Below are 229 nucleotides of genomic sequence, written 5' to 3' on the forward strand. Positions count from 1 at the left end.
GGCGCGCCGCGCCGGATACCAACTTGCCAAAAGACTCAGCAACAATGCTGTGACCAGTACGTAGAAGACGTCCAGCCAGTGCAATTCCGATGGCAGGAAATCAATAAAATAGATATCGCTGGAGAGGAACTGATGACCGATCAACTTTTCAATCCACTCAATAATCGGGGTAAGTTGCAGTGAAACCACCACGCCGATAATCACACCACACAGGCTGCCGAACAGCCCT

1 protein-coding gene is annotated in these 229 nt (G+C 50.7%); it reads right to left on the bottom strand.

Translation table 11 applies throughout. The features are described 5' to 3' along the window. Window positions 1–229: FtsX-like permease family protein (locus R2R70_RS23725; protein WP_410979450.1), on the bottom strand; the 229-nt coding region annotated here is incomplete at both ends.

Source organism: Cobetia sp. SIMBA_158, assembly GCF_046566945.1.
Classification (GTDB): Bacteria; Pseudomonadota; Gammaproteobacteria; order Pseudomonadales; family Halomonadaceae; genus Cobetia; species Cobetia amphilecti.